This is a genomic window from Yersinia sp. 1652 StPb PI, assembly GCF_041538345.1.
Taxonomy (GTDB): domain Bacteria; phylum Pseudomonadota; class Gammaproteobacteria; order Enterobacterales; family Enterobacteriaceae; genus Yersinia; species Yersinia enterocolitica_E.
The window spans coordinates 1277810-1300052 of record NZ_JAULSM010000002.1 but is presented as its reverse complement, the minus strand read 5'-3'; the positions used below and the strand labels follow the sequence as shown (position 1 = coordinate 1300052).

Here is a 22243-nt window from a genome sequence, read left to right as displayed (position 1 = left end):
TTTATAGCCCACCCTTATCATCGGCGGCTAAAGTGAGAAAATAGGACACGATTAAAGAATCATGGTATTTATTTATAAGCAAGTAACGCCCTGGTTCAAGAAACTCCTTCACGTACTTAATCTGTAAAACCTCAGTTACCGGCTCACATAAACATAGGTAATCAGCAGTATTAATATAATTAAATGACATCAATGCACTCTCAGACATGAAATCAGACGTTTTTATCACGATGTCATTTTTTTCTTTGTCACTTAGACCAGAATATAAAACACCTGACAACTGATTATCGCAGGACACTTCGCCCCAAATAATTGATTTATCTACACCATCCCACCCAATTTCAGGTCGATAGAGAGAGTCAAAGGATAATCCTTTATTTTCAATGCTCTCGCTATTTTTTCCAAATAATAAAATAATTGACTCGGATTGATTATCAACATTGTCATTGATCAGTTCATTTCCATGCAAATGAGCGGCAATGAGAATAATATATTCACTTTGTCCCTCATCTAACCATGAATCTAACGATTCATATACACTATTACCAAACAGAATATTTGAAAAAGGGAAAATGAGATTAAAGCGCTTACCCCACAATTTTTCCAACTGCAATTTCAGATCATCAGAAAAGACAGATATGATAGTCAACATAGCACCTGGCGGTAACAGAGTTATATGTGTATAGATATCTTCTAGCAACTCAGGCATCATTTTATTAAAAAGGGACTTCATCCTTTCTTCATACTGTTCTTTCTCATTAATGTTATGTACAAATGAAGAAAAGGCGAGATACCGTGACATATGCGTAAATTTAGGTGTATATCTAACCGGTAAGAGAGAGTTACTCATTGCATCAGTTACGTCCCCACTAATATCAGGAAACTTAACCTTTATATCAATAATTTTAAGATGAACTCTTCCTTTTTGCAGTAACGCTTGATAATAATCAGTGCGTGTTGCATTCCAATATTCCTCCTCTAAGTTACTGCCATTCCATAATAATAACCTGAAAGTAAAAATCCCGCCCCAAAGTAACAACGGTATTAACAGCAGTTCCGACCAGAAAATATAAGGATTTTTAGACAGATATTGTGAAAAGAAACCCAGAAAAATGCATAGATAAACTATGACTATCAATAATAAGATACTGCCCCATAGCCACAGAGATAGTGTTCTAGTAGTTGTTTTTATTTCAGCAGGTATATCGAGAATGTTTACTGGCATGCCCTTATTCCTTGAGTACAAGCGAACCAGAGGAGATAAGCGTAGCGCCACAAGCACAGTGATGCCCCTCTAACGCTACGGGGAGCCCATTATCGCAATGGTTTTCGTCACCTTCAATGATGCTATTTATGCCATGTTTTGGGCAAGAAACTCTATCTGATTTGCGAGTAACAAGCCTGCCATCAATAGAGACTTGAGCTGAGCCAGTTAACACCACACCACCATGAGATGTTTTATCTCCAACACAAATGGTTTTTCTCATAAAACAACACCTCTTCCAAAAACCAATATACTAATTATTAACAACAACTTCCGGTAATCTTTTCAGCAGGTCAGGTTTAAACTGTTCAGGATCATCAACCATTACCCACTGACCACTAGAATTTCTTTCTTGTATTTTTTCAGGTTTTTTGTAGGTTCCAGTTTTAGGGTTTACCTCAACAACCTGATCTTTTCCTATAAATTTAAATGCAACTCCAATATTAGAGTCCATATAGTAGTCTTTTATCTTTCGAAAGCCCTTAGAATAGTAATCAACATCTCCACCACTAGCTGAATAAGGAAAGCCATTCAATCTAATTAATGTATCGTAAGTTTTACTATAGAATAAAATATCATAATAGCCTTCATGTTGTTGCGAATTTAGCTGTAAACCTTCAAATGTACAAGCTGAATAAAAAAGCAAATAATCCGGCGAGTCTTTTAAAATAGAGTCCAATCTCCCTATGCAAAGCAGAGGATATTCTATTCCGTCTTGTGTTAAATTAGTTAGCAAAAATTGAGATATTCTATTATGTTGTTTAACCCGAATCACCTGCTGATACTGAGAGGTTTTCTCAAGGAGACCATCATAGATACCACCCGGCACTGCCACCTGTTTTCCATCAAAGATGCCAAGCCATAGATCCTGCTTTTTATTTACAAGCCAATACTGGTTTTTAGATAACCTCTTTTCTCTTTTATCATCGGGTAATTTATTTTGTTCATCTTTATATTGGGTATTTTTTTGCTCCTGCTCATTATCGAATATACTTTGCATAAGTTCACTTGAATTATTTTCCCAAGTTTCCTTGCTGATTACAGGAGATTTATCATTTGACCAACAAACATGTGTTACTAATATAAAAAAAACAGCCATTAAGTATTTCATTATTAACCCTCAGGGATAATTGAAACCATCAATAAAAGGAACGGGATCTATACGATCAAGCATACCAGCCCTTGAAGGATTACGTGTTCTCACCTCAAAATGCAGATGAGCTCCCCTAACAATGGTGGTCATCCTGCTAGCATTCCCAGTACTGCCAGTTTTACCAATGCAGTCACCGCTATTTATCGGACTGTGAAGCGATAGATTAAGGCTAACTTCAGAAAGATGTGCATAGAAGAAATAAACTTCCCTCAAGTTATGACAAAGGGATTTCTTTGATAGCGGCAAATCATCAACCTGAACAACAATACATAGTTGTTGCCCATAATCCCCCCTATTAGTAATAAAAGCTACACGCCCATCCGCCACGGCATAAATAGGTGTTCCAGGTTCCGCAGCAATATCGACTCCTTGATGGGCTCTCGGTGCCCCATTAGCACCAATCCTGACAGAACTTCCAAAACTTGCGCTTCTTGCACTACGTAATCCATGGGTTCTTATACGACATATAGCCAGTGGGTTACGCCATTGTATTGTAGCACTAGAATTAGCTCTAGCAGGGGTATTAGATGTTGTTACGGTACTACTACTTGTGCTTGTGTTTGCTGGAGTGCCAGTGTTTGCGGACTGGTTAACTCTAGCATTACTACTAGAAGTCTGCGTCCTTAATGCTGGCAAATCAGTTTTAACATTAAAGTCCGGATTGAGTTTCTTTATAATATCTTTAATAGAATAATTTTTACCTGTTGGTTTTAACCTAAAATGGTCTGGAACAACTGTTGCATTATAAAAACCCACCATCCATGCAATAAAAGCTGTTCTATATGTTTCATCAATAGAAAGGTATCTCTTTTCCTTTTCTCGATTGTTTAGATTACTCTGAAGCCGAGTTTGAAAAGAACTCTCAGAATAAATTTTATATTTCGTCCCCGTGACTTTTTTATTCATTATAATATCATATGCACCACTCTCACCATTCATGTGGATCAAGTAAGCTAATTTTACTAGTTCGTCAGGACATAATGATGACACACTAGATAATTTCTTACCAAGATTATCAACACCCTGCCGATCATATAAGCCTATCATGTCAATATTATACTCTTCATCGCTACGCAAGCTTAATACCACTTCTTTTTTTATTTCCTTTTCCTTTACCTCACCCGTAGGAGAAATCACAGTACCGTAGAGCCCCTCGCTCTTATATATAATTGTCTGATAAGAGTATTTTTTGGTCAAATATTGGTATACTTTAGATTGTGGGTTTGTACTCATAACTAACCAAGTAACTGGCTTAAACTGCCCTAAGCCTACTGCACCCGAACCTATTGTATTAGTCGCGTTGGCCTTCCACCTGGATTCAGCATAAATAAGTGCTGCCAGACCTTCCGGTAGGAAATCATATTTTTTTGCTGTTTCAATAATATAACTACGATACTTCTCTGCCTGTGGAGGTAGGAGTAGCCCCTCACTGACATTACCTATATTATTGACACTGGTGGGTATCCCCCCTTCAGTGCGGGTGGTCTGATTGATCGGTAGCGTCTGATTCGCTTGAGGCTTATTTGTTACAGACTTTGGGGGAGCAGCCGGTGTGGTTGAGAGGTTATTATTGTTTTTAGCTTTTTCTTTTTCCTGCTGCTTGGTAGATTGCTGAGTCCCTGTTTTCACCAAGGTACTTCCCTTGACCACCATCTCTCTTGAGTTTATTCTCAGGGTTTTATTACCTAATGGTGCTTTGGGATGATTGGCAATAACTATAAATTGTTTTTTATCTAGGTGCTGTAATTCGACTTTAATACCTTTGGTACTGTCCTCAATAAGGATTCCGGCCACTGAGCCGTTGCCATCGGTAATATAGTCGCGAGTTTTACCATCAAAAGTCAGTTTGAGCTTGGTATCTTTAAGTGGTCGCCACCTGAGATCACAAATATTTAAATTAAGCTGTGTATCATACGTTTTCTCCTTTGAAGGTAGCACCAACATCTGCCCTGGATGAATAATGTGTTGTTTTGCCTTGGTGTTAAGACCGTTAATGCTATTAAGATCGTTAATTTCAACACCAAAGCGACGGCTAATCTTCCATAAGCTGTCACCCGGTTGAACAGTATATTGCTCCATTATTACTCCTCCTTCAAAGTATTAAACTCTTCATCGTATTGCGGACCATGATCATCATCAAACGATTCATCATCAGTTTCTTCATCAGGCATCTCGTCATCATCAGTGAAGAGACTGGTCCATACATCATCACCAATAATGGCATGAAAACTTTTGTTATCCTGCAACTCGAAAATCCCAGTTTCACCATCACCGAAGGTGGATGACCACAGATTTTCTTTATTATCACTGTCAAATAGTCTGACCTTCATGGCTGACGGTGCCGCATTACCCTGCGCATCTAATAACATAAACTTGATCGCCTGAGGGCCACTGCCTGGCAGCTCTGGTAATGTCGACTCTAGAGATGCGGGGCCACTGTATAAAAGTTTGCTTTGCTTCATCGTGATATCACCAGGGCAACCCAATTCAATATTGCCACCTGAAAGACGAATGTAAGCCCCACCGGCACAGTTCAATGTTAGCGTTTTCGCTGCTGTCAAGGTGATATTATCAGTGGTACTGGTTAATGAAATATTATGCTTGGCAACGATATCAATGTTCCCTGACTGGGCCTGAGAAATAAGATCGCCTTTTGCTGCAATCGTCTCAACGCCCTCACTTTCTGTAAAGAGAGATATCTTCTTAGCCGCCGCTAAAGAGATATTTTGCATTGCTCCCAGTTCGGCACTTTGACCTGACGTCATATAGATATTGTCACTGGCGGCCACTTGAAGATGGCCACCGCTCACCACTGCAACCCCTTCAGGGGCACTGGCAAGTAACACTGCCTGTTTAAGTTCAAGCAGCTTTTCCTCCATTAATTTCTGTTGCTGCTCGTAATGTAAGACCTGAGCCTTTGCCACCTGTGCCGATTGAGAAAGCGATTCCATCCGGCTAAGTGCTTGAGACAGCAATGCCTGCATAGCCGCCATCTCCAGCATCTCCCCCCCGGCAGACGGCTGTTTATCCGCACTGATAAACACCCCTTTGCCCCCACGTACCGCTACCCAATCATCGGTACGCAGCTCGGCACCTTCGCCCCGTAGATTGCGCTGAGCATCTACATTGTGCCCGAGGTTCAATTGGGTCTTGCCGCCGTACTCGGTGCTGAGCTTGATGTGCTCTTCGCCGCGTTTGTCTTCCATGCGTAACTTGTTGAAAGCAGGGGTACGGATCACGTTGCGGGTGTTATTTTTTTCGGTCACATGGTCGGTATGACGAGAGTCATGCAGGGCATGGGCGATATACGGACGGTCTGGGTCACCGTCGTGAAACGCGATGGCCACTTCGGTGCCCTGTATCAGCGGGAAGTGAATGCCATACACATCACCACCGTAAGGTTTAGCGAGTCGCACCGGCATACTCTCCTGACCTTGTGCTTTATCGTCCTGGTCTGCATCAAATTTCACCCGATACAAGCCGGAGGTATCCTGCCAGGCATAGATATCGTTGGCCTTCGCGCTGGTCACCCGCGCCATCATGGTGCCGCTGACTTTTGGACGCGGAAGCAATGCCGGACGCCAGCACAGAGTTTCGCTGTAGGGTACCGCCATCCAGTTCACCACTAATGCATCCTTGCGGCTGGCACTAAAAAAGGTGCCGGTGATGACGATGCCGTTGTCCATAACGGTGGGAAGCGTCGGAACAATGACAGTTTCGGTTATCGTCAGTACCTGCCCTGGACTGAGGGTAGCATCATTACCCAAGCCAACAATCGTTGTCTGTGCTGATAAAAAGCGCTCATGGTCGAGGCGTGCCAGGAAATTGGCGGTTTCAGCAGTGGGGTCGATTTTATCGCCGGTATCCAGATGGCGAGGTTTGTAGTGATACACGTCACCGTAGGTCACCCCTTCACTCTCGCCGCGTGTCATATCGGTTCTGCCAGACTGAAGTATTTTCTGTGCTTCACGGTGGTTATAATCTTTGGTGGTCACGTTAGCCTGCACCACATTGTGCTGCACACTCACGCCCCAAACCGACTCTGCACCACTGTCACTCATGCCTGACGGGCTGTTCAACGGCAGGTCTTTACCAAACTTATAGGCACTCTGCTTATCAGCGAAGTGCACCACTTCAGTCTGGGTGTCCGACTGCAAGCTGAAGAAGTAAAATATCCCCATCTCTGAGAGCAATCGTTCAATAAATTCCAGGTCGCTTTCCTGGTACTGGTTTATTTGTTCACGTTTCGGATAGGTCTGTTTCAGGACAAACTCATATTCCCAGTCCTTAAAGCCATGCTCCTGAAGTATCTGCTCCACCACTTCCGGTACCGATTTGTTGACAAAGAAACGGTGGGTGCGGAATTGATTACGCAGCAGTGCCAGAAATGGTGATAGCGTTATCTGGTACACGGCCTGGTCTTTTGAGCCACTGACCCGCTCAAAACTCGTCACTACCCCATGCACCACCTTTTGCTCCGAGAGGCTCTGCAACAAACCAGCCCCCATTGTCAAACTAGCTGGTTTACGCAGCAACTGACTGGCATCAATGTCTTTGTCAGTACTGGTGAAATGAACTGTGTAGCAATACAATTCACTCATCGCTTCCGTCCCCACAAAATCCTCCACATCCAGAGGAGAGGAGCAGGAAGGAATATCAAGGCGGTAACGATTCAGGGTGGTTTTGGTGATAGCTGACAGCGTATTTTGAAGCGTATCAATAATACTCATGGGTTTTACTCCGTGGTAACAACCTGTATTCCATGGGTTTGCACACCGCATAGCCAGTTAACAGCCGACAGGTTTATTTGAAGGGGGAGGTTATTTCCGGTTCAGTTATAGAGCCAATGTCCAGCTTTGGCTGATTCAATAAACATCCCAACCGTTAATGGTATTTTGTTTTGATTAAGGGCTTTTCGTGAAAATACGGATTTAACCTTCCAGGGGTAATAGTTACTGAGAGAAAATCCGGCGGGCTGAACATTAAAATGTGAGAAAAATTTTTCTGTCATCTCAGCGACATCATCTGCTTCATGCAGATTCTGTAAGGGGGTGTCATCGTCAATATCAATTTTTTTCATGAGCAGGCTGGTCACCAGCGGTAGCTCGCTTTTGACAAATTTTCTGACGCTGTCTTCGATTGTCATGTTCACCAGATTTTATCCTCCGGTCGCGCGATGGTGTTATACCTGCTTACGGTTTTGAAACTGATCGTGGCCACATCAGTCGCCAGTATAATCCATCCTAAAACGGGAACTGCTCTTCCTGCAAATGCCCCCAGATTATTAACCCAAAACACCTTGACGCCGCTTAACGAAAAGGATTTTTTTGTCAATGTTGGTAAGACGCGTTTTTTGAATTTGTAGCTGAGATGCTTGCGGAAAAAAAGTGACGCATGCGACGTACCTTTCGTTGCTGTATTGGGTTTTCCAGGTACGTCGACACTATTATTACCGAGGATCACAAAAGCCACGCCAATGATATCTTTGATGCCCAGTTGATTTTCAGTTTCATCCACCAATATCCAAAACAGCAACTCATAAGCCGTCAGATTATTTAATCCATTAAAAAAATAAGTACCGTTAAGTTCTTCAACCGTATCCATAGGTATAATTCTCCTTGGCAATAAACGAGCAGCGCTGGCTACGTCCCCTATCTTTTAGGGGTTAATATTTTCTTGGTTAGACAACGTTGAACCCTTAGTCACCAAACCCCAAGGTGATCCCTTCGGCCTCATCCCAGCCCAAGGTCAGCGAGGTGGTGCGCTGTTGCTCGCTCATACGGCTCAGCAGTTGTTGGCTCAATACCGGCAAGATCTGCTGATTCAGCAGGCTGTCGATGTTGCGCGCACCGGTGTCCGGCAGCAGGCAGGCGGCGACCAGCTGGTCGTACAGGCTTTCCTCTATCGCGCAGTGCAGGCCGTAATGTTTGTTCAGCCGTTTAGCGACCTGTGCCAGTTTCATCTCGACGATGGTACGCAACGCGGCGGCGTCCAGTGGCCGGTAGATCAGGGTCTGGAAGCGGGCTAATAGCGCGGGCTGGAAATGGTCGCGCAGGATCGGGCGCAGCAGTTCGTGCAGATCGCTATGGGTCGCTTCCGGTTGTTCATCCAGTAACTGCATCAGATGATCACTGCCTAAATTGGCCGTCATTAGGATCACGCTGTTACGAAAATCAATTTCGCGCCCTTCACCGTCGCGCATAAAGCCACGGTCAAATACCTGATAGAACAGGTTAATGACATCGGCGTGCGCTTTCTCAACTTCGTCAAGCAGCACCACGCTGTACGGGCGCTTGCGCACCGCCTCGGTCAGAATGCCACCCTGACCGTAACCGACATAACCCGGTGGCGAACCTTTCAACTGGGAAACGGTGTGCGCTTCCTGATATTCGGACATGTTGATGGTGATCAGCGATTTCTCGCCACCGAACAGTGTGTCGGCCAGTGCCAGCGCAGTTTCGGTTTTGCCCACCCCACTGGGGCCAACCAGCAGGAATACTCCCAGCGGGCCATTTTCGGACGTCAGGCCGGTTTTGGCGGCGCGCAGGCGTTGTGCCATCTCAACCAGCGCCGTATCCTGACCGACCACCCGGGTCGCGAGGTGGTTTTCCAATTGCAATAAATCGGTCTGCTCGTCTTTCAGCAGGCTGCTCAGCGGCACGCCGGTCCAGTCAGCGATAACCGTTGCCACCGTGCGCACATCAACATCCAGCGACAGCAGCGGCGCATTACCCTGAATCTGACTTAACTCTTCCTGCAACCTGGCCAGATGTGCCGCGTTGGCGATATCCTGACGCGCGTCGATAATCAGGGTGGTGAGACGTTGCTCTGCTGCATATTGCTGTTCAAGCGTTTGCTGCCCAACCACCAGTTCTGCGCGGCGTTGCTCTATCTCAGATAAGCGCGTTGAACCGATACTTGGCAGCAGGAGCAAGTCCTGTTCGATGGCCTGTTGCTCCATCGCCAGCGCGGCCAGTTCGGCGTTAATTTCCATCAGCGCGACCGGTAGCGTGTCGATGCTCATGCGCACGCGGGCACCGGCGGTATCGAGCAGATCCACCGCTTTGTCCGGCAGTTGGCGGCCGGTCAGGAAGCGCCGCGACAGAGTCACCGCCGCAGTGATAGCAGAATCCAGAATATGCACGCCGTGGTGCTGGGCGTAGCGGCCCTTTAAGCCGCGCAGCATCAGGCTGGCTTTGGCGTCGTCCGGCTCGTCAACTTTCACCATCTGGAAGCGGCGCTCCAGTGCGGCATCACGCTCAAAATACTGCTTGTACTCCGACCAGGTGGTGGCAGCGATGGTGCGCAACTCGCCACGCGCCAGTGCCGGTTTCAGCAGGTTGGCCGCATCTGCGCCACCGGCCTGATTACCGGCACCGATGATGGTATGGGCTTCGTCGATAAACAGCAGCACCGGCGTCGGTGATTGTTGTACCGCCTCGATAACATTTTTCAGCCGCTGTTCGAACTCACCTTTGACCCCAGCCCCGGCTTGCAACAGGCCCAAGTCCAGGGTGCGCAGGCTAACGGTTTTTAAGCTGTCCGGTACGTTGCCCTCGGCAATACGCAGTGCCAGCCCTTCAACCAAGGCGGTTTTACCCACACCCGGTTCACCGACCAGAATCGGGTTATTTTTACGGCGGCGCGACAGGATGTCGACCATCTGGCGGATCTCGCTGTCGCGACCAAAAATCGGGTCAATCTGCCCGGTTTTCGCTTTAGCAGTAACATCGAGGGTAAATTTATCCAGCGCCGCTTGCAGGGCGTCATTGAGTTGCGGCTGGCCGCTGGCAGAGGGGGTGGTCGCTGCCTCATCGGTCAGATTGACCGGGCTGTCTGCCAGTGCCGCAGCCTGCTGAACTTCAGGGCGCTCATCGGATTGGCTGTCCAGCAGCGGTAACAGACGGTGTAACTGGGTGGTACTCAGGCTGAGCAACGGCCAGGCGGCATCGGCGGCCAGTAATGATGGCGAATTTATCAGAGCAGATAACAGATGAACCGAGCGCACCGCATCGGCATCTTCCTGTAGCGACGCATCCAGCCAGGCACTTTTGATCAGTTGCTGTAACGCGGCAGACAACTGGGGTTTGCCCTGCACGGTGCGCGGCAAAGTATCCAGATGGGCCAGCAACCCCTGCCACAGGCTGTCCATGTCCCACTCATAACGCCGGGCAATCACCGTGATATCGCCTTCACCCTGTTCCAGCAGTTTCAACAACCAATGTTCAACGGTTATCTCGGCATGGGCACGGGTCTGGCACAGGGTTGCAGCGCCGGCCAGTGCCTGCGCGCAATAGGGATTTAACCGACGTAATAAGTGTGCTGAATGCGTTGTCATAAATTCTCTTCCTTGTATGCGAAACCTAATACGTTAGCCGGTTTCAACTGGCGTTATTGTCGCCGTCAATTTGCACACGGACAGCGCCGAGCACTGCCCAAGTGCAAAATGGCAAGTAAAATAGCCAGATGAAGCTGGCGTCGGGCACGCTACCGCCCATAGCCGTCAACCAAGGCCCATAAGGTCATCTGATAAAATGTGTGTGCGTTTGGCTGAATACCGATGCCGCGATACTGAGCTAAAAACACAAAAAGCAGACGGCGAACCGCCTGCTGCTGCGGGTTACCCTAAATAATTCGTGTTGCAGGCAGGCGGCAAGTGAACGAATCCCTGGGAGCATAGATAACTATGTGACCAGGGTGAGCGAACGTAGCCAACGCACCTGCGGCGCGAAGAATGACGGTAATTACGCGGTAGTACGTTCGTTCCAGGAATCGGAATGAATGATGTTGCCGTCTTTGTAAGTCCAGGTGATTTTTTCGTAACGCAGCTCAATGGCTTCGAGGTGATTGTGTTTCTCTTTGGCCGGATCCTTGATGTCGTGCATCTTCGGTGCCACTTTCACCAGTTTCACGTTCTCAAGCTTGGTATTGAAATACTCCACTTCCTGACCCGCATCGTTAATGCGATACCATTTGAACTCAGCGGATTTCAGGGTCTGGCCGGTGGTTACCGCTTTGTACAGGTACGGGCTGGAAGAATCGATTTCCTTGGTGAACAGGAACGGGGTATGGATACGGGTGCCGGTCAGCTTGCCCGTGTTGTTGTCTGTCGGGATATACAGGTTATGTTCCTGTGCCACGATCTCAATGCTGCCTTCGCGATCTTTAACATCTACGGAACCTTTAATGTCCGCACCGCCATCATCTTTCAGCCACAGATATACTGGAATTGCCATGGGTTACTTCTCCATTTCTTGGGTTGATACGTCACTTTCATCCTGTGACGCTGTTTTTACGCCTGGCAGGCGACAGGCATCGGCCTGCGGTACCAGACTGATTTCGACACGGCGGTTGAGCGCACGGCCCGCTTCCGTATCGTTAGATTTCAGAGGACGACTCTGGCCATAACCCTGTACGGCAAAGCAGCTTTCCGGAATATCCCCGGTATCGCGCATCCAGTTGCGTACCGATTCCGCCCGCTTAAGCGACAGAGTCTGGTTGGACTTATCATCACCCGTGATATCGGTATGACCCGCCACCACGATCAGCCAACCCGGTTTGGCTTTAATCCCGACCAGCGCATTGATAAGCACTTTGGTGGAGCCAGACTTGAGCATTGATTGCCCCACGTCAAACAGTGACAGGCTATCCAGACGGAGGGTTTTGGGCCCCTGAATAATTTGATTAATCACCGGTGGTGGCGGTGGAGGAGACGCCCAGCTATTGATAGCAATGTAAAGCGGAGCCCGCAGTCGCAGCCCCTGATACAATCCCAGAGACAAACGCATGGGTGCACCGCGACGTAACCAGTCATCCAGCAGATGTGCATCCGCCCGTAGTTGCTGTTGGGCCAGAGTTTTAGGGGCTGGAGGCGTGCCAGTGAGCCGGTTATACTGCGACAGATGATCATCAACGCTCTGGACCAGGCGCTGGTTATTGATGAAAGAGGCCAGCAGGGCAAACAGTAAAAATACCCCGCACAGCACGCCAGCCATCTGCCAAACCTGCATCAGGCGGGAGACGCCGCGGCGGCGAGGCAGATAAGGTAGCAGCACTTCTGGCAACGGCAGGCACTCTTGCTCAGGGGTCGCCACCGGCATCAGCGTAGTGACTCCATTGATGTGTGTCTGCCACAAATTGTTCTGACGCCCCGCGACCGGTGTAAAACAACAGCCCCATGCGCACAGGGTAAGTGCAGGGACATCTCCTTGCCGCTGTGTCAGGATGCTCAGGACATGTTCATCAAGCCAGGACAGAAGACTTTCCATCCAGAATACAGCGCTCAACCTTCCCTCACCGTTGCAGGACTCTTGAGGCTGGCTCCATTCAACCAGCGGTATGACGCCTGCCCCCACCTCCTGAACCTGAATGCCTTTTAGCCCCGGCGTGACCGTGTACCAGCATTCTGCCTGCGCTGATGAGGATACCGGCGGTGAAAGCCAGGTACTCAGCCAGACCGGCGGGATCCCCGCAAGCCATCCTTTGCACTGCACGATGGCCCGTTGCCAGGCACGCAGGGATTGTGAAAAATCATCCCGGCTCTGATGTTGCTCCGGCACGATGGCCAGTAACACCGAGATCTGGGCAATCAGCGCCGGACGTTCCGCCGCCAGATGTTGCGCGAGTATCGGCAGTTGTTCTGGCAGTTGCACGGCCAGATACCAACCTTGACGCGTTTCACAAAAAGATGCCGAGGGGGAAAACAGGGCATCGCTGTCACCACAAACCAGTACCACCGCACCCTGAAAATCTTCAGGCGGCAGCGTTGAATCGGCAATGGATTGGTGAGCCACTTTATTGCGGTTGTGTTTGCGCCACTGAAAATAGCCTACTGCACCACAGAGGATGACAACCAGCATGCTCAGTACCACACGGCTGCCTGTGCCCAGCGGCCAGAAACCCAGGATAAGCCACAGTGCCAGGCAGGCCCCCAGCAGCAGCAGGAGTAACTGTGTTAATCCGCGCATCCGCTAGTGCATCCCTGTCAATTGAGACACCATGTGCGTCAGTCGGGTGGACAATGTGAACCACAGAGCAACCAGTATGACGACCCCCGCTCCCCAGGAGAACCAGTAGGTTTTGCGTCCAGAGCGCAGACGCAATGAGCGCGAGACCAGCGGCGTTTCCTGTGAAGAGGCAAACGGTGGCACCAGCAAACTCAGCTTACGCACCACATCTTCTCTGCGCTCGTCACCCTGTTCGCGGTAACGACCGGCAAATCCCAAGGTTAGCGCACGGTAAAAACAGGTCAGCACCGCCGTATCCGGTGCCGGCTCCTGCAACACCGCGCGGATCCGCTCCCACAATTCTTCACCCGCATTCAAAGTATTAAAGTAGCGGGCCTGCAGCGGATCTTTCAGCCATTTGGTATAGCCACTGTCCTGTTTCTGACGGTTCAGGACGCTTTCATCCAGTAACGCACACTGGGTGTACAGCATATGGTCGCAGCTGATTTCGCTGAAACCGGCACGCGACAATGTCGCGCGCGCGTTGTCAATCCACTCACAGGCACGGCGATACAAAGCTTCTCCGTCCTCAACTTCCTGACCGTTACGCAACTGACTGACCATCAGCCAGCAGGGATAAAAGACCGCATCAACCACCGACGTATTTATTTTGCTCATGAGCGTAGCACCGCAAACAGTTCGAGTTTGACATCACCCAGCGAACCCGGGGTGTAGAAAGCACAGTTCCCCGCATCCAGCATGGCCTGCGCGGCTGCCCCCTTGAGGTCAAGGGCAAAGTACTGATTTTCCAGACGCAGCGGGATAGCAGCCGGAACATGAGACAGCGGTTTCATCGCCACACCGTTCAGCGCCACGTTGACCACGTCTGACACATCCTCAACACTGCCAGCCTTACACAACAGCGGGAACTGGGTTTGCAACAGATGGTTGGGGATCGAAGAACGAACAGAGAGATAGAAATCAGCCCCTTCGCGCAGGCGGGCATCATGCAATGAACCGGTCCAGAATTGGCCCTCGTGAGCCAGTTCAATCGCCACCATACGGGACGGCAGGCTGGCTTCGAGCAGGGCATCAAGCAAGGTGAACAGCGGCGGGAAAACCTGCTCTGGCGCGTCATGCTGATACAGCGGAATGTCTTCGGCTTTATGCTCAAGGGAAAATGTCAGCAGGCTACCGGCGAGGCGGACCAGTTCGCGATAGAACAGTTCGGGATGGCGGGAAGGCGTCTGATACAACTCCATCAGTACCGGCTCGGCACTGTTTAACGCATTCAGCAACCAGAACAACGACACATCGGCCACCGCAAAATCGGCCATCCGTTCGTTACTTTCACGGCGCATGGCCATCAGGCGACGCCGACGCGCCTGTAGACGGTGGACTAAATCCCCCAGTTCAGTCAGCACCACCTGACTGGCCGCCAGCGACAACATCGGGGGGATAAAACTCTCATCCTGCATCCACTGCCCCTGGGCATTGCGCATCAAACGCACCACCGGACAGGTCAGATAAGCACTGTTTTCCTGATGAGCAAAACGCAGCGTGACCCCGTGGCGCATTATCGCCAGTTCAGTGCGCTCATGACCGGCAAGCTCCTGTACCGTGACCCATTCCTGCTGCCAGCGGCGAGGGCGCGCGCTGTCCTGACCATCATCCAGATTGCCACCATTGGCCGACAGCAACGGTAATGCCAGTACCACATCGACCACATCACGGTCTGATACCGCAGACAAATCACAGGCGGGAGGCAGGTTATCCGCCCGTTCAGAATCAATCAGCGTGCCATCAGGGAAGCGAACCACCAGTCGCAGCGCATTCAGGCGGGAAAGCGCCAACGACCCACGGTCAAATGCCGCATCAATGACCCCCCATGGGGATGCCAATGTCATATGTGCCACGCTGTCTGCTACATAGGCGTCCCAGCGGGCCTGTTGCTGGAATTGTTGTGGGGCCAAAAAGGCCCCGTCGTTCCATAACGGACGATAAATCTTCATGGGTACTTCCTTGCGTACAATCATGCCCAAAGTCATTGGTGTTGCAGCTAGACGGCAACTGAACCAATCCCCCAGGCGTTGGCTAACGTCAATGACTGGGGGAGAGAAAGCAGCCAACACGCTGCAACTTCAAGGACAAAGGACAATCAGGCTTTCGCCTTCGGCATCTGGGAAACCAATGACAGATTCACGTCCATACCTTCAACCTGGAAGTGCGGCACCGCATACAGCTTCACGCGGAAGAAACCGGGGTTGTCTTCGATATCTTCCACCGTGACTTTGGCATCACGCAGCGGATGGGAAGCCTGCAAGTCATCACCCGGATCAGTCATTTCCGTCACCAACCCACGGATCCAGTTATTCAGCTCCAGCTCCAACAGACGGCGGTCTTTGGTGGTGCCGATGTTCTCGCGCTGAATAAGCTTCAGGTAATGGGCAATGCGTGACAGCAAGAAGATGTATGGCAAGCGCGCATTAATACGGCTGTTGGCAGTGGCATCAGCGGTGTCATACAGCGCAGGCTTCTGGGCAGAGTTGGCCGAGAAGAAGCACGAGTAATCACGGTTTTTGTAGTACGACAGCGGAATAAAGCCCAGATTGGCAAACTCAAATTCGCGCGTTTCCGGGATCATCACTTCTGACGGGATTTTGACCTGATTACCGGTACCCAAATCGTACAGGTGAATAGGCAGGTTGGTCACCGCGCCACCGGCCTGCGGGCCACGGATCTGCACACACCAACCGTTTTTGATGAAGCTTTTCACCATATTGGCGGCAAAGGCAAACGAGGCGTTGGTCCACAGATAACGGTCGTGGTCTGGCCCTTTCACCTGCTCTACGTAGTTAAAGCTGCGTACCGGCACCGTGTCCGGACCGTAAGGCAAGCGCCCCAGCACCCGCGGCATGGTCAGGCCGATATAGCGGGAATCATCTGAGTCGCGGAAGGCTTTCCACTTGATGTATTCGGCACGGTCAAAGTAGTTACCGATATCTTTGATAGCTGCCACTTCTTCCATGTTCTCTTTACCAAAGAACTCTGGACCCACTGAGCCAATAAACGGCATATGGGCTGCCGCGGCGACCTTGGAGATATTGCGCAATAACGCGATATCTTGCGGGCTACGGTCAAACTCGTAGTTGGAGATAGCAGCGGCAATCGGCTCGCCACCGGGAGTGTCGTATTCCTGAATGTAAGTCTGGGTGTAGAGGCCGCTTTGCACGATTTCAGGGGCGTCTTCAAAATCCTGCACCAGATGATCTTTACTGATATCCAGCAGTTCGATACGCACGTTTTGACGGAAATCGGTTTGATCGATAAGGGATTTCACGCCACGCCAGGTCGACTCCACCCGTTGGAAATCAGGGTGATGCATCACCGCATCCAACTGGCGACTGATTTGATCATCCAGCGCCGCAATGTGGCCATCCAGCAGGGTTTTATCCAGCTTTTCCACTTTTTTCGACGACTGCTTCAGCAGGTCCAAAAAGACACTGACGGCGGCAGTGACACGCTCATCAGTGGTGGCATCTGCCATGGTATCGTTGTTCTGGAAAGCATCCAGACCCGTCAATGAGGAGACCGGGCTCAGGTTGATTTTTTCAAATAAAGCGGCATAAACCCCCTGGGCTACGGGACGGTTTTTCTCTAATACGGTCGTCGCAGTACCCTGCGCACTGTTTTCCTGTACAGACATCAGCATGTTCCTTTTCTTCTTTCTACAAGCAGCCAATCCGGCGATTAACAGTCTTTGGGGGCCAATGCCGCCAGTTCAGCACGCAGCTCATCGCTCAATGCTTCGTCTTTGAGGATGTTTTCCAGCTCACGGCGGAAGGTGGCGTTGTCCAGCAAATTGGACTTGAGATCACGCAGCAGATTGCGCATTGCCAGCAAGGCACGCAGTTGTGGGATTTGACGGGCGACACTTTCCGGCTCGAAATCCTTCATGTCATTGAAGGTCAGGGATACGGCGGTATCGGTATTATCCCCTGCCAAAGTATCAGGCACCGTTAATTTCAGGCTCGGTTGGAACTCGGCCAACACGCTGTTGAAATTATTTTTGTTGATATTGAGTTTTTCACGTTCGGACAGCGGACGCTGTTCCTGACCGTTGCTGTAATCGCCCATCACCAGAAGTTTTAAAGGTAGTTCGACTTTCTTCTGGGCACCGCCGGTGTGGAGGTCTAATTTAATATTAATACGCGCTTTGGGTATCTCATTTTGGAAGCTTGACGAGGCCATTGACTTTCCTTGTTAGAGGACGGGAATTTAGGAAATCCACCCCTGAAAAGATGCGTAAAAATAATCGGCATCACCTGGAACAATAGCCATCGCTCACCAATAAACCGTGGCAATGAAATTAAGGAAAATAATTGTTCGTAGATAACCTTCGCATTCGCAGGATGGCATAACACAGTATCTGACAGGTATTTTTCACACACATAAGTATATCGATTAAATACCCAGTGGCGGCAGTGTAAAAACATTAGCCAGGTAACACCAATGGGTTAAATGTTACAAAATGTAACTATTTGCATTTCAGAAAAAATGCAACATCACATTGAAGAATAAGAAGTTTCTTGTTATGCGAGAAAAAATCCTTGTGCCTTAGCACGTTAAAAATCATCATGAAATTTAAACTAAGAGTGCACGAAATGTATTGTAGGAATGGTCCTACATTTTATTTTTTTAAGAATGTGATCTGGCGCCAGAGTATTTCACAACAAAGAGGGATAGAGAGGAACCTAACGGTTATCACAATGAATCAGTTAACTGTTAATAACGTAAAAATGACTTATCGATATAAAATTTCATTGAATGATACATGCAGTACCAGAAAATAGAGGCATGTGGCAGATTTATACTGATGAGAAACTGCTGTACAGCGAAAAATACGATTATCAACGCGGTTGGTAATACAAGTAAAAAATGATATCCGAGAACAGCCTGGTCTCGGTTGTACGGAGTTGACGCTCTCCAGCGGCAGCTACGTTAAGTGTATAGTTAGGTGATAAATTTATAAAATCAATTACATAGGTCAATAAATTGATATTGATCACTTAATCAGCTCGCCTCAGCAAGACTAATCCTATGAAAATCATCATTGGGCGATCATTTTTAATACCGCCAAACCTGGCATTTGCCAAAAAAATCCGCCCCTCCCTACTCCGATACCCATCAATTTATCTCGTCAGCATAATGCTGTACGGTCCGGGTGGATTCAGAACGAAGGTTAAAAGAGAGCAGTACCATCGTAGGGATAAGTCCCAAATTATCGACAAAAAAACTCTCTTGATTTTGACACCATCTAGATTACGCCAAACACGCCTCATTAATATGAAAACGATACGATTGTATTCTTTTTTCCATGTTTATCTTTTTCATTATTGAGTTCTTATGTGCATTAACCGTTTTGATGCTGAGCTTCATTATCTGGGCTATAGTCACTGGGTTAATACCTAACTTTAAATAACACATAACGGTGTGTTCCTTGCCCGTGAGTGTGCTCTCACTGGCCGGGTAACTCATTGCATTACCTTCAGCCTGAAGTTCTTTTTCCTCCAGTAAACCAATAGTATTCTGGATTATATCGTCAATTATATTATTACTGTAATTACCATATATAATGCCTGGGTTATTATCAGGTAATTTACCGTCGGCAGCTAAACCCTTACTATCATTCAAGAACACAACAAATAATGTGTGTTTTTTGTTACCCTGAGTATTCCGAACATGGCGTTCACAATAGCGTTGTGCATCCTGCTTTGAAACCAGTCTTAATATTTGTGTTTTTTTAGCCGAAATAATTAATGAATCATTAAGTATTAATTCAGTTATCTCATCTAAATGCTTGGATAGTTCAGATTGCAATGCTAAAGAGAAAAATATATTTTTTTCATGAATAACCACCATGACACTTTTGTTCATAAATCCCCTCGGGAGATATTGCTGGTATCTCGGTAACTCTCAACATAAAAATTTAAATCGTACCGATGGCACCTAAACATACCTAATGACAACCACACAAACACCCTAAAAACAGCATTTATTCTATTTCAAGATCAACAATGCGGCAACATACGCCACAAATTAGAAGATATATAGTTTTTTACTCCGAAACTTAAATAAAGGGAGATGCTATACATCTTAAAATATAGCTAACAGTAGCTTGTGCATTTTTTAATATCGGAATTTAAAAAAAACTTAAACTGCACTTGACCACCACCTAAAAATACAAATTGACAATAAATTATTTAAAGTTTAAATATGCGTTCATCAATCAATAGCTCATTCACAAATTAACTTAATCATGAAATACCTTATTAACTACACTATTTTCTTTAGACCATCAGAAAAGAAATTAATGATTCTAAATGATGACGATATTTTTGTGATTTTGTCCAATCCGGCAACCCGTTTACTGCTTGAATTCATTAAACACAGAAACAAAGCTATAGATAGAGTTACGCTATTGAAGGACATCTGGGAAGACTATGGATTCACTGCATCTAATAGTAATTTAAACACCTATGTTAGTGAGCTTAGAAAGGCATTCAAAGCATTGGGAGAGAGCCCACAACTCATTTTAACGATACCCAAACATGGGTTCCAATTTGTTGCCTATGTTGAATCACATATGAAGGCTGAAAGTCAGGAGAAGGAATCTTCCATTGATACTCAAAATACAAGCAGTGAAAAGTTAAAAAACTTAAATTTTAAAAGAGAATTCAATAGCGATGTAGGTGCGACACCCAGTATTGGTAAGGAAGATACATATAAGAATGTTGAAAAAATGGAGTTTAGCGCAAAGATATTACTGATGTTAGTTATATTTACACTCACTATAACTGCATTCAAAATTTATTATAGTTGTGCTGAGATCATCATTAATAAAAAAAGCCATGTACTTGCCGGTAGAATTGGGAAGTGTATGTTGTATGTTAAGAAGAACTCCACCTACCCTGCCACTGAGCAGCTAATCAACCAGGTTAAAAACGATTTACACCAAGATGAAATAGACTGCAAAAATGATAATAACGAGATTTTTTATCTAAAAGGAAGTAATGATTATAAATTTAATCAACTTACATTTATTGGCATCTGTGCAAAAAAAGAAGGCAGTGATTACCCTTCCTGCAAAACAATAAGTATTAACTCAGGAGTTTAGGTGTGAAGAAAAAACATCTTACCATTATATTTTTGATAATATTAACCATGGTTGCGTTGGTATGGATTTATCTTTCACTGTCTCAAGTCACATTTAAATGCCATTCCGAACTCTATCTAAAGAAAGAAACCGCACCACTCCACTCTATTGAGTTACAAGCAAATACTTCGATTTTCTTCTACCGAAATGGGAGGGGTTTTATCAAATTCACAGGAACGGTAGAGGACAGTAGCTCACAATACATACTTAATCGCATGTTGCCGTTCAAATATTCCGACCTCGATAATGATGGTATTTACACCATTATATTCACTGCGCAAAAAATCAGAGCTATCGATGATGTCCCCAAAGATTTATGGTCAAAGTTCATTCAGACGGGTAACGATAATATGCCGTATTATATCAACCTGGAAAATATAAGTAACGACATCTATATGATTAATGGATTGGCGTCGCCGATAATAGTGTGCTCTAGCGAACAAAATTAACGTGGTGGCCAAGGGCTGCTACCACGCTATTATTTAAAATCAGTTAAACGTCACCAGCATTTCTGCCGCCGCGCTAACAGCACCGGTCGGCAGCGAACTGCCCCCCGAGCATAAACGCCATGTCACCTGATTGGTGGTGTTCTGACTTGTTTGTGTACTGGTGATATTGCCGACTTTTAGCTGGGTGTTATCAAAGGGCATCCCGGTGGTTGCCGTGCAACTACCACTGCCGGTCACGCCATTATTAATCTCGCCAGTAATATAGCCCCCACCCTGACTGAGTGCCAGACGGGTGGGGGCATTTTCATACAAACCGGTTAGTGCCCGGAACTGCACATTGATATTGGCATTAATACCCTGAGCGCCGTCTTGCGAGCATTGCGTTATCAACGAATTAGCCTTAGTGCTGAGTTCCGCGCCCGTCTGAAGGTTACTGGAGACTGTACCAAAATCAATCTGAGTGGGGGTGCTGACCGTACACTCCAGTGTCGAAATTCGGATTGTCGTGTTCTTTGAAAAGATAGGAATAAAAGTCTTATAACCATTTCCTGACGTAGAGAAATTCACATTAGATAATGCAATATTGCTCTGGCTGGTTTGCGTGCCATCAGCCACCATCACCCACGTTCCTGTCGCTGTCGCATTAATATACGTGCCGGCTTTATAGAAATTAGTGCTGCCGGACATTCTTGGGGCTAAACACCAGCCGCCGCCCTGGAGTGGGTTGGTTATCACCGCACCGCTCGACGTCGTGGCTTGTGTACTTGGCAACCCAATGGTGCCACTGAGCGTCTCTGGCGTGTTGTTCGCCAGCACATAATCGGCCGTGACGGTTGCCCGGGGAATTATCCCAAGCCCAGGGGCTATCTTGAACACTTTATACCCGGCAATGGTCGTCAGCGAACTGTCCGGTACACACGAACTTGACGATAAACTCGTGGGGTTAATATATATACTATCGTAGGCATATAGATCCGGGCTTGGGAAACTGGCCGTGGTGGTAGGGGCTCTATTGGTGGCACTAAATGGCATTCCCTCCCACACAATGCCACTGCCTTTACCAATGGTAATCGTGTCCGCCACGGCTGATTGCCCGATTAGCGCCAGCAGACATAGGCCGGGGCAATGACGAAATACTGACCGCCGCAATAGTTGACTAATTATTTTCATGTCGTTTTCTTTCCTACAAATTCATGTTTACCGGATGTCATGGTG

At 47.4% G+C, this 22243-nt stretch carries 18 protein-coding genes; 2 read left to right on the top strand and 16 right to left on the bottom strand.

Features of this window, described 5'->3' with window-relative positions:
* Position 1: 1 nt before the first annotated feature.
* From Q2T71_RS22345 to Q2T71_RS22275, 15 genes are all read right to left on the bottom strand, one after another.
* Positions 2-1225, bottom strand: a complete 1224-nt coding sequence (locus tag Q2T71_RS22345) for a hypothetical protein (RefSeq protein ID WP_072084730.1) — start codon at positions 1223-1225, stop codon at positions 2-4.
* Positions 1226-1229: 4 nt separating this feature from the next.
* Positions 1230-1487 (bottom strand): PAAR domain-containing protein, encoded by a 258-nt coding sequence (locus tag Q2T71_RS22340; RefSeq protein ID WP_072084731.1) that lies wholly within the window; start codon positions 1485-1487, stop codon positions 1230-1232.
* A 30-nt stretch (positions 1488-1517) separates the two neighbouring features.
* The gene (locus tag Q2T71_RS22335) at positions 1518-2375 is read right to left on the bottom strand and encodes a hypothetical protein (RefSeq protein ID WP_372560594.1); all 858 of its coding nucleotides are present in this window, start codon (positions 2373-2375) and stop codon (positions 1518-1520) included.
* Between the two features lie 9 nt (positions 2376-2384).
* The gene (locus Q2T71_RS22330) at positions 2385-4496 is read right to left on the bottom strand and encodes a peptidoglycan DD-metalloendopeptidase family protein (protein ID WP_372560593.1); all 2112 of its coding nucleotides are present in this window, start codon (positions 4494-4496) and stop codon (positions 2385-2387) included.
* Positions 4497-4498: 2 nt separating this feature from the next.
* Positions 4499-7147: a type VI secretion system Vgr family protein gene (locus Q2T71_RS22325; RefSeq protein WP_372560592.1), complete on the bottom strand. Its 2649-nt coding sequence runs from the start codon at positions 7145-7147 to the stop codon at positions 4499-4501.
* Positions 7148-7248: 101 nt separating this feature from the next.
* Complete coding sequence (locus Q2T71_RS22320; RefSeq protein ID WP_372560703.1) at positions 7249-7563, bottom strand: DUF1493 family protein; 315 nt, start codon at positions 7561-7563, stop codon at positions 7249-7251.
* 2 nt (positions 7564-7565) lie between these two features.
* Complete coding sequence (locus Q2T71_RS22315; protein ID WP_038630837.1) at positions 7566-8021, bottom strand: STM2901 family protein; 456 nt, start codon at positions 8019-8021, stop codon at positions 7566-7568.
* A 94-nt stretch (positions 8022-8115) separates the two neighbouring features.
* Positions 8116-10755 carry a type VI secretion system ATPase TssH gene (gene tssH, locus Q2T71_RS22310; RefSeq protein ID WP_372560591.1) on the bottom strand — a complete coding sequence of 880 codons (2640 nt, stop codon included), beginning with the start codon at positions 10753-10755 and terminating at the stop codon, positions 8116-8118.
* Between the two features lie 406 nt (positions 10756-11161).
* A complete protein-coding gene (gene hcp / locus Q2T71_RS22305; RefSeq protein WP_004711812.1) occupies positions 11162-11653 on the bottom strand; it encodes a type VI secretion system effector Hcp in 492 nt (163 codons plus the stop codon).
* A 3-nt stretch (positions 11654-11656) separates the two neighbouring features.
* On the bottom strand, positions 11657-13384 hold the full coding sequence (locus Q2T71_RS22300) for an OmpA family protein (RefSeq protein ID WP_372560590.1): 1728 nt from the start codon (positions 13382-13384) through the stop codon (positions 11657-11659).
* A 3-nt stretch (positions 13385-13387) separates the two neighbouring features.
* A complete protein-coding gene (gene tssL / locus Q2T71_RS22295; RefSeq protein WP_372560589.1) occupies positions 13388-14041 on the bottom strand; it encodes a type VI secretion system protein TssL, short form in 654 nt (217 codons plus the stop codon).
* Positions 14038-15375, bottom strand: coding sequence for a type VI secretion system baseplate subunit TssK (tssK, locus tag Q2T71_RS22290; RefSeq protein WP_050115944.1), 1338 nt, complete (start codon positions 15373-15375; stop codon positions 14038-14040). Before tssK ends, tssL begins: the two co-directional genes overlap by 4 nt.
* Positions 15376-15521: 146 nt before the next feature.
* Entirely contained in the window at positions 15522-17075 is a 1554-nt protein-coding gene (gene tssC, locus Q2T71_RS22285) for a type VI secretion system contractile sheath large subunit (RefSeq protein WP_372560588.1), read from the bottom strand.
* A 38-nt stretch (positions 17076-17113) separates the two neighbouring features.
* Positions 17114-17614, bottom strand: a complete 501-nt coding sequence (gene tssB / locus Q2T71_RS22280; protein ID WP_083162567.1) for a type VI secretion system contractile sheath small subunit — start codon at positions 17612-17614, stop codon at positions 17114-17116.
* A gap of 1071 nt (positions 17615-18685) precedes the next feature.
* On the bottom strand, positions 18686-19300 hold the full coding sequence (locus Q2T71_RS22275) for a helix-turn-helix domain-containing protein (protein ID WP_372560587.1): 615 nt from the start codon (positions 19298-19300) through the stop codon (positions 18686-18688).
* A gap of 436 nt (positions 19301-19736) precedes the next feature.
* On the opposite strand from Q2T71_RS22275, the gene Q2T71_RS22270 reads away from it, so the two are divergent.
* Together Q2T71_RS22270 and Q2T71_RS22265 are read left to right on the top strand one after the other, a co-directional pair.
* Positions 19737-20540: a transcriptional regulator gene (locus tag Q2T71_RS22270; protein WP_372560586.1), complete on the top strand. Its 804-nt coding sequence runs from the start codon at positions 19737-19739 to the stop codon at positions 20538-20540.
* 2 nt (positions 20541-20542) lie between these two features.
* Positions 20543-21028, top strand: coding sequence for a hypothetical protein (locus Q2T71_RS22265; RefSeq protein ID WP_372560585.1), 486 nt, complete (start codon positions 20543-20545; stop codon positions 21026-21028).
* Between the two features lie 39 nt (positions 21029-21067).
* Here the strand turns inward: Q2T71_RS22265 and Q2T71_RS22260 are convergent, their stop codons facing one another.
* Positions 21068-22198 carry an adhesin gene (locus Q2T71_RS22260; protein ID WP_372560584.1) on the bottom strand — a complete coding sequence of 377 codons (1131 nt, stop codon included), beginning with the start codon at positions 22196-22198 and terminating at the stop codon, positions 21068-21070.
* Positions 22199-22243 lie beyond the last annotated feature (45 nt).

Bases quoted from the DNA above. Each gene is read 5' to 3' on its own strand.
- Q2T71_RS22345 (WP_072084730.1), bottom strand. From the start codon at position 1,225: ATGCCAGTAAACATTCTCGATATACCTGCTGAAATAAAAACAACTACT.
- Q2T71_RS22340 (WP_072084731.1), bottom strand. From the start codon at position 1,487: ATGAGAAAAACCATTTGTGTTGGAGATAAAACATCTCATGGTGGTGTG.
- Q2T71_RS22335 (WP_372560594.1), bottom strand. From the start codon at position 2,375: ATGAAATACTTAATGGCTGTTTTTTTTATATTAGTAACACATGTTTGT.
- Q2T71_RS22330 (WP_372560593.1), bottom strand. From the start codon at position 4,496: ATGGAGCAATATACTGTTCAACCGGGTGACAGCTTATGGAAGATTAGC.
- Q2T71_RS22325 (WP_372560592.1), bottom strand. From the start codon at position 7,147: ATGAGTATTATTGATACGCTTCAAAATACGCTGTCAGCTATCACCAAA.
- Q2T71_RS22320 (WP_372560703.1), bottom strand. From the start codon at position 7,563: ATGACAATCGAAGACAGCGTCAGAAAATTTGTCAAAAGCGAGCTACCG.
- Q2T71_RS22315 (WP_038630837.1), bottom strand. From the start codon at position 8,021: ATGGATACGGTTGAAGAACTTAACGGTACTTATTTTTTTAATGGATTA.
- tssH (WP_372560591.1), bottom strand. From the start codon at position 10,755: ATGACAACGCATTCAGCACACTTATTACGTCGGTTAAATCCCTATTGC.
- hcp (WP_004711812.1), bottom strand. From the start codon at position 11,653: ATGGCAATTCCAGTATATCTGTGGCTGAAAGATGATGGCGGTGCGGAC.
- Q2T71_RS22300 (WP_372560590.1), bottom strand. From the start codon at position 13,384: ATGCGCGGATTAACACAGTTACTCCTGCTGCTGCTGGGGGCCTGCCTG.
- tssL (WP_372560589.1), bottom strand. From the start codon at position 14,041: ATGAGCAAAATAAATACGTCGGTGGTTGATGCGGTCTTTTATCCCTGC.
- tssK (WP_050115944.1), bottom strand. From the start codon at position 15,375: ATGAAGATTTATCGTCCGTTATGGAACGACGGGGCCTTTTTGGCCCCA.
- tssC (WP_372560588.1), bottom strand. From the start codon at position 17,075: ATGCTGATGTCTGTACAGGAAAACAGTGCGCAGGGTACTGCGACGACC.
- tssB (WP_083162567.1), bottom strand. From the start codon at position 17,614: ATGGCCTCGTCAAGCTTCCAAAATGAGATACCCAAAGCGCGTATTAAT.
- Q2T71_RS22275 (WP_372560587.1), bottom strand. From the start codon at position 19,300: ATGAACAAAAGTGTCATGGTGGTTATTCATGAAAAAAATATATTTTTC.
- Q2T71_RS22270 (WP_372560586.1), top strand. From the start codon at position 19,737: ATGATTCTAAATGATGACGATATTTTTGTGATTTTGTCCAATCCGGCA.
- Q2T71_RS22260 (WP_372560584.1), bottom strand. From the start codon at position 22,198: ATGAAAATAATTAGTCAACTATTGCGGCGGTCAGTATTTCGTCATTGC.